Genomic DNA, 7,313 nt, shown 5'->3' with positions numbered 1-7,313 from the left:
GAAACGACCGGCTACTGACGACCGACGACCGACGACCGACTCCTAACCCCACCAACAAACTTTTTGCCGCAAACCCTAATTCTAAAGCTTGTGCTATCTGTTCAAAGTTTAATCCTAATGCCAATAAACGCTGCTAATTCAGCTTCTTGTCTGTCTTACTCCAAAGCTTCCTGATACACTTTAGAGGGTGTGGGGTGTAGGGTTTTACCGATTTTCAGGGGGTCAATTAAGCTTAGACGCACTTAAGTTACATATCTTGATAATTCAAAAAACTCTCAACCGCTTATTCCTCCTGCCTTGCTAAAACGCATCTAAGATGCGTTTTAGCTTACCTAATTTTCAGGGAAAAAGTCCCGGAATTTTCCCCCCTGATCACTGCAATATCTGGCACTTTTTGATTTTAAACAAGCCTAAAGATATTATCCAACAAGGTTTTTATATTTATTCAGCAAACCTTAATTAATTAGTCCTTGAGCATTGCGATACATTGGGCTAAAGAAGCGTTAGTTTTCAGTGCTTGCGGGTTAATATGGGTGGCGGCCGCTCGATAACCTTGTTGCACGAGAGCTGCAATTAGATCTTCCTTTTTGGGTAGAGCTAATTTGCCCCTTCTACCAATTTCCCGAAAGCTATAAAAATAGGGAGGAAAATTGTTTTCTTCCCTCATTATTTCTAACAATTTAACTACCTTTTTCCACTGCCATTGATCGGCTAAATCTGCCATTTTTTCTAGATAAAAGCGATCATGTAAACTGCCTAACCACAAGGGTCCAGTTACGGTTAAAGGTTGCCCGTCCCCAGAACAAACTATCTTGCCTAACTTCGGCCAAGGCACTGATTGATATTCCCCGCAGCTATGACAATAACCGAGAAAACCGTAGTTATGACTATTTAATTGTCTATTAGCTGTTAACCGCACCATCACCCGATAACTTTGACCAAAAAAGAAGGAAAAAATCGGCGTAATTCCTAAACCTAACCGGGCCGATTCTAATTGCAAACCGGCGATAATTAATCTTAATCCCTGTTCGTGGGCAGCCGGATGATTGCGAGCATAGGCTCCATAATCAGCTAAACTATTTTCTAGATTATGACCCGTCAACGTCCGTCCATCAGTATTAGTCAGATAAATTAAACCACCGATTTTAGTGGCTAAGGGAATGGCACTAAACAGAGATGCAGGGGAACCAAAAGCATCAATATCAACTAGATCGTAATGGTCTTTTTTAAGATAACATTCTCGGAGAACTTCTTGGGCAGATTTATAGGTTATTTTCCCTTGTTTCTGTTGTAATAAACTCTCTAAATTAGCCACTAAAGTTGGCTTAATTTCTGGATTCCCATCATTAACCCACAGCCAATCCGCACCACTTTCTAACCAATACCTGAGCGCTCGCACACCAGAGCCGCTCATTACCTCTAAAACGCGCAAACTGCCCCGCTCTTTTTGAGCAATTGCCGCCGCTAAAACTCCTAAATCTCGGACGATTTTACTCTCCGGTCGATAAAAAGTATTGTTGATATTAAATATCGCTTTTTCTTCCTGCATCGATCATCTCATAATTAGCACTCGGCGGAAAGGGTCAACCACTGCCAAAATCCATCAGACATCAAGATAGAAGATAAATCTAAAGAAAGTGTGAAATTAGCAGAAATTCCCGATTTTTTTACTATTATATCCCTAAAAAGCTGATAGTTTCCCCATGAGAACGGCAAATTGAAGGTAAAAAATAACTATTTTTTAATATCTTATAACAGTTTAATCCGGTCTGATGGGAGATAACCTAAAAGCAAAATCATTCAACCTTGATATAGAGATGAAAAAGTATCTAGCAGAGTTCATCGGGACGTTTTGGCTCGTTCTCGGCGGTTGCGGTAGTGCCGTTTTAGCGGCAGTATTTGTGGGTAAAGCCAAGAGTGTCGTAGATGGTGCTGATTTTAATATCCATCTGGGGATTTCTTTTGTGGGTGTCTCCCTCGCCTTCGGTTTAACCGTCCTCACTCTTGCCTACGCTTTAGGGCATATTTCGGGGGGACATTTTAATCCCGCCGTTTCCTTCGGTCTCTGGGCAGGTAAACGCTTCCCCGGCTCGGAACTACTTCCCTACATCATCGCTCAAGTTTTAGGGGCGATTTTAGCGGCAGTAATTATCTACATTATTGCTAGTGGTCAACCCAGTTTCGCTCTGGGGGGCAGTAACCCTCTGGCCACCAATGGTTACGGAGAACATTCTCCCGGTGGTTACAGTTTATTCGCCGCTTTGGTCACGGAAGTGGTCTTGACCTTCATGTTCTTAATCATCATTTTAGGCTCTACCGATCGACGCGCTCCGGCCGGTTTTGCTCCCATCGCTATTGGTTTAGGATTGACCTTAATTCACTTAATTAGCATTCCCGTGACCAATACCTCCGTTAACCCCGCTCGTAGTACCGGTGTTGCTCTTTTATGCGGTAATATAGCTCTCGTTGGTCAATTATGGTTATTCTGGATTGCTCCCATTGTTGGGGCCGTGGCGGCGGGTTTCCTCTACAATAGTTTCTTTGAAGAAACTTTAGAAGAAAGACAAGTTAGAGAATAAGTGGAAAGTTACCGCTAAAGTTTGATTGCTTCAAAAGTCAAGTGCTGATAGCGATTCCTGTGGGGTCGCTATTTTTTTCGTCCCCACCGACAAAATTGAGCAGCGCTCGTCGTCCTTGCTCGCCTCGATCGAGTAAAGTAATCTCTAGATAATTTTCTGGCAAAAAAGTTAAACGTTCTGACCATTCGATCGCCACTATCCCTAAATCTACCTCAATTCCCTGCCAATAATTTTCTAGGTACAGGGCCTCGATATCTTGACCCTGCAAACGATACAAATCCAAATGATACAAAGGAAGGCGGCCTTCGTTATATTCGTTAACGAGGGTGAAGGTAGGACTAGCTATAGGCTCTTGAATGCCCAATCCTAGGCCAATTCCCTGTACTAAGGTGGTTTTTCCCGCTCCCAAATCGCCTTTTAATAAAATTACACTGCCAGAGGCCAAGGTTTGCCCCAGTTTTTCCCCTAAATTGACAGTAGCTTCTCGATCGGATAAGTCGATAATCATTTTTTCCCGTTAGGATGCCAATTAATCACTTGATTCTAATATAGCGATCAGAGCAGGTTTCTGACCTTCTTGGCTCTGGGGGGCCAAATTTGGTCTTTTGATCGAGAAAAATAGAAGCAGTTAAACTAATCTCTTATCTCTTAGTCTTAACCTTTGGTCAAATGGTCGCTATCAGGGCAGAGATAGGCGATCGGCGAAACCTTCTGGTAGATTAGACTAAATGGGAGTTGGTTAACTGCTTTTATAAAATTGATTGTTCCCTAACCATCAGCATTGTCTAGGGTCGAAGGCAATAAAACAACCGAAGTTTAGGACTTTAAGCCAGAAGTTAAGAAAAAAAGTGAAATTATTATTTTTGAGTAATGGCCACGGTGAAGACGAGATCGCGATCCGGATTATTAAAAGACTGCAATCATCTCCCCACTGTCCGGATATTACTGCTTTACCCCTAGTGGGTAACGGTTATGCTTATACTCGTCTGGGGATTCCCCTTCTCGATCGAGGTCAAAAAATGCCCTCTGGGGGTTTTATCACCAGGGATGCGAAACAATTATGGCGAGATCTACGGGAGGGATTATTAGGATTAACCTCCCGTCAATACCGTCTGGTCAGAAATTGGGGCCAAGAAGGGGGAAAAATTGTCGCGGTGGGAGATATCTTACCCCTGGCCCTTGCTTGGTTGAGCGAGAGGGATTATGCTTTTGTGGGAACGGCTAAATCGGAATACTATCTCCGGGATGAGCAGGGATGGTTAGATAGTAGCTCGATGATCGATCGCCTCTGGGGTTCCTATTATTATCCTTGGGAACGCTGGTTAATGGCTCATCCTCGCTGTCGGGGGGTTTTTCCCCGGGATAGTTTAACTAGCAAAATTTTACAACAGTGGTCAATTCCCGTTGTCGATGGGGGTAATCCGATGATGGATGACCTTTTACCCTCGATAACGGGCGATTTTCCCCAAGATTGCCTAAATATTCTGCTGCTACCCGGTTCGCGCTTTCCCGAATCTCTCCACAATTGGCAGCAAATTCTCGCAGCTGTAGCGGCCATGATCGGACGTTTTCCCGATTATAAGCTGGAATTTTTGGCGGCGATCGCTCCTTCTCTCCCCCCGGAATCTTTTACGGCTGCTTTAATTTCCCGGGGTTGGCGAGAACATAGCACAAATAAGTTTATTTGTCAAGAGGTATTTATAACTATTTCTCAAAGGGATTACGCCGAATATTTAGGCCGTTGCCATCTAGCGATCGCCATGGCGGGAACTGCCACGGAACAGTTCGTCGGTTTGGGTAAACCGGCGATCACGATTGCGGGATCTGGACCACAGTTTACTGGCCATTTTGCCGAACTGCAACAGCGTTTATTAGGCTGTTCAATTCTCTTAGGCGATAGTGCCGAGTCAGTAGCAGACAAGTTAGAATATTTATTACAAAATCCCCCACAGTGGCAAGAAATCGCCGTTAATGGTCGTCAGAGAATGGGATCGGCTGGTGCCTCCGATCGCATTGCCCAATGGTTACTAGGCAATTTTTGCCCTTAAACGAAAGTATCGGTCTGATTTTCGCCGCTAGTGGGCCACTCAAAAATAGTTTCTAGGGCAATTTTTTGGGCGCTTGGTTGTTGTCCGTAGCTGAAAAGATGGGGAATTTCTCCGCTTTGTTGACGAAACCACTGGAAAACGTAGGGACTACCATAAATAATCAATGCTTGAATTTGTCCGGTTTTCAGCAAATCTTGATAGATAGCTTTCGTTTCCTCCCCTAATCCGGCACTACCCCGAAAAGGATTACCACGGATGAATACTTGTAGGAGAGTTGTTTCTGGAGAGACGAGGGACTGATTAAAGGTGCTACGGTCGATTATTTGGGTTTGATAACCCCATTGTCGGGGCATTGTCACCGCCGGACAAGAGCGATCGAGAAAGTCACAGTTGAGTAAATCATCGATAATGATTAAATTGCGGCCTTGAGTGGCTTTAATGGGTAAATTAGCGCTAACTGTTTGGGAATCTTTTAAAATATCGCTGACAATCTCTAGAGCTTGCGGTGCCGCTAAACTGCTTAAGGATTCTAAGGATGGCTGTCTTTGCCCCAATTTCTCTTTTGCTCGTTGAATACGTTGCCAAGAATCATTAATTCTCGCTTCGCTAATTGTACCCGCTTGCACGGCACTATACACCGCTTCGATCGCTTCGATCGGATCGGGAGGCATTAACAGTATATCAGCCCCCGCCTGTACCGCCCTCACTGCTATGGCGGCAGCACTGGCAATTTTAGTCACTCCTCCCATAATCAGGGCATCAGTGACGATTAAACCCTGAAAACCGAGATTTTGGCGCAGTTTTTCCCCGAGAATTTTCGAGGAAAGAGTGACGGGAAATTCGGCATCCCAAGCGGGAATTAACAGATGGCCTGACATAATACTATCAACCCCTGACTCGATCGCCGCTTGAAAGGGCGGTAATTCGATCGCTTCTAGGCGATCATGATCGTGGTTGATGATGGGAAGATCGAGATGGGAGTCATTGCTGGTGTCACCGTGGCCGGGAAAATGTTTGGCCGTGGTCAAAACTGGATAGGAATTCGCCCCTAAAATAAAAGCTTGAGCTAGATTAGCGACGATTTCAGGAGTTTCAGCGAAGGAACGAATATTGATAACCGGATTGTCGGGATTATTGTTCACATCGACAATTGGGGCTAAAATCCAGTTAATCCCGATCGCTAGTGCTTCCTTAGCGGTAATTGCTCCCATTTCCTTAGCATATTCTGTGGCTTTTGTCAAGCTTTTTTCGGCTATTTTTCCTAAAGCCATCGGGGGGGGGAACCAAGTAGCGCCGGAAAACCTTTGGCCGACTCCCTCCTCGATATCGGCGGCGATGAGGAGAGGATTATCGCTGGACCAACTTTGTAATTGTTGGCTACGGAGAGCGATTTCGGCTGCGCTGCCTCCTAAGAGAATCACCCCACCGAGGTGGAGGGTTTCTAACCAATGTTTTAGGGTAGCGTTGAGGGGTTCCCAAGCAGGATAGCGGATTTGTTGGTCAAAGAGATAGCCGGAAGCGCGGACTACTATCATCTGACCAATACGTTCTTTTAGGGATAAAATGCGATCGCTCACTATTCAGTTATCAGTTATCAGTTATCAGTTATCAGTTATCAGGTTTAAGTTTTAAGTTCCCAGTGTTGTCTAAATTTAGTTATCCTCTACTGATCACTGTTCACTGGTCACTGATAGCGGAATCGTCATCTTCTGGGGGTCGATCGCTTTTAATATGATCAAGAAGGTGTAACATTCGATCGCCGCGTTCGAGGGAAGAATCTTCTAGGAAGACCACTTCGGGGGTACGTCTGAGACGGATGCGTTGACCAAGTTCACGCCGGACGAATCCTGCGGAAGCTTTTAAACCGGCCATAGTTTCGGCCTTTGCATCTTCGTTGCCGTAGATAGACACAAAAATTTTAGCGTGTTGCAGGTCGTGGGAGAGATCCACATCGGTAACGCTAACCATACCGGCACCGACCCGATCATCTTTAATTTCCATTAATAACATTTGGCTGACCTCGCGCTTAATTAGCGAGGAGACGCGAGATACTCGACGATCGTTAGCCATAATTTTCGTCCCCTAAGAACAGCGAAACCCTTACCATTGTATCAAGCTAATCCGAGCATGGCTTTGAGGGTGAAATAAAGAAAGGCGAAAGTCCCCCCTAGAAAGCCTACAAGTGCGATCGCTGTGAGGGGATTTTTTAATAAAGGGGCCAACCAGCCGAAAAAGGCGAAGAAAATCCCTAAACTAAAGCTAATCAGATAGCGGGGGTAACGGCTCACGTTATCAAAAAAGTCGCCCATAAATTTTGTTTATCGAAAATTTGGGTTAAAACCCCGTCGTTTTACGACGGCTTTTCTTGATCTTTAATATAGCACTTAAGAACTTCCAGTGGCGCACCTCTCAGTTATCAGCTCCTGAAGGACGCAAAGCGCCCTAAAAAGAAAAAGAGAAACTAGGGACAAGCCCTGATATTCTAAATCTGGAAGTATCCTGAACTCAAACCGGAGTAACAATGGTGTCATCAGACCCGATTATCAGCTAGTGGGACTTAGGCGTTTTCGGTCAGCAAAAAAGGCTCAAACCATTACGGGACAAAGGGTTAACCTCGATTTATGATTTTCCTTGATCTATCTGGGTTTCAGCGATTTTGGGCTTCTCGAAGTAAATCCCAAGCGGG

7 protein-coding genes are annotated in these 7,313 nt (G+C 44.8%); 2 read left to right on the top strand and 5 right to left on the bottom strand.

Annotation, left to right across the window (positions count from 1 at the left end):
* Window positions 1-463: 463 nt before the first annotated feature.
* A complete protein-coding gene (locus IM500_RS22970) occupies window positions 464-1,549 on the bottom strand; it encodes a class I SAM-dependent methyltransferase (RefSeq protein ID WP_287739600.1) in 1,086 nt (361 codons plus the stop codon).
* A 268-nt stretch (window positions 1,550-1,817) separates the two neighbouring features.
* On the opposite strand from IM500_RS22970, the gene aqpZ reads away from it, so the two are divergent.
* Window positions 1,818-2,579: an aquaporin Z gene (gene aqpZ, locus IM500_RS22965; RefSeq protein WP_242034573.1), complete on the top strand. Its 762-nt coding sequence runs from the start codon at window positions 1,818-1,820 to the stop codon at window positions 2,577-2,579.
* 37 nt (window positions 2,580-2,616) lie between these two features.
* Here aqpZ and tsaE read toward each other — a convergent pair whose 3' ends face one another.
* Window positions 2,617-3,087 (bottom strand): tRNA (adenosine(37)-N6)-threonylcarbamoyltransferase complex ATPase subunit type 1 TsaE, encoded by a 471-nt coding sequence (gene tsaE / locus IM500_RS22960; protein WP_190720742.1) that lies wholly within the window; start codon window positions 3,085-3,087, stop codon window positions 2,617-2,619.
* A gap of 340 nt (window positions 3,088-3,427) precedes the next feature.
* Here tsaE and IM500_RS22955 point away from each other — a divergent pair, with 340 nt between their 5' ends.
* Window positions 3,428-4,627 (top strand): lipid-A-disaccharide synthase-related protein, encoded by a 1,200-nt coding sequence (locus tag IM500_RS22955; protein WP_190720739.1) that lies wholly within the window; start codon window positions 3,428-3,430, stop codon window positions 4,625-4,627.
* Here the strand turns inward: IM500_RS22955 and IM500_RS22950 are convergent.
* The 3 genes from IM500_RS22950 to IM500_RS22940 form a co-directional block, all read right to left on the bottom strand.
* Window positions 4,624-6,204, bottom strand: a complete 1,581-nt coding sequence (locus tag IM500_RS22950) for a glycoside hydrolase family 3 N-terminal domain-containing protein (RefSeq protein ID WP_287739599.1) — start codon at window positions 6,202-6,204, stop codon at window positions 4,624-4,626. The two genes, IM500_RS22955 and IM500_RS22950, sit on opposite strands and share 4 nt — an antisense overlap.
* Before the next feature lie 100 nt (window positions 6,205-6,304).
* Entirely contained in the window at window positions 6,305-6,697 is a 393-nt protein-coding gene (rbfA, locus tag IM500_RS22945; RefSeq protein ID WP_190357356.1) for a 30S ribosome-binding factor RbfA, read from the bottom strand.
* A gap of 41 nt (window positions 6,698-6,738) precedes the next feature.
* Window positions 6,739-6,936: a DUF751 family protein gene (locus IM500_RS22940; protein ID WP_002737592.1), complete on the bottom strand. Its 198-nt coding sequence runs from the start codon at window positions 6,934-6,936 to the stop codon at window positions 6,739-6,741.
* Window positions 6,937-7,313 lie beyond the last annotated feature (377 nt).

Origin of the sequence: Microcystis sp. M179S2 (assembly GCF_020245805.1) — a bacterium.
In the GTDB taxonomy this organism is placed as follows: domain Bacteria; phylum Cyanobacteriota; class Cyanobacteriia; order Cyanobacteriales; family Microcystaceae; genus Microcystis; species Microcystis aeruginosa.
This window is presented reverse-complemented; position numbering and strand designations above follow the sequence as displayed.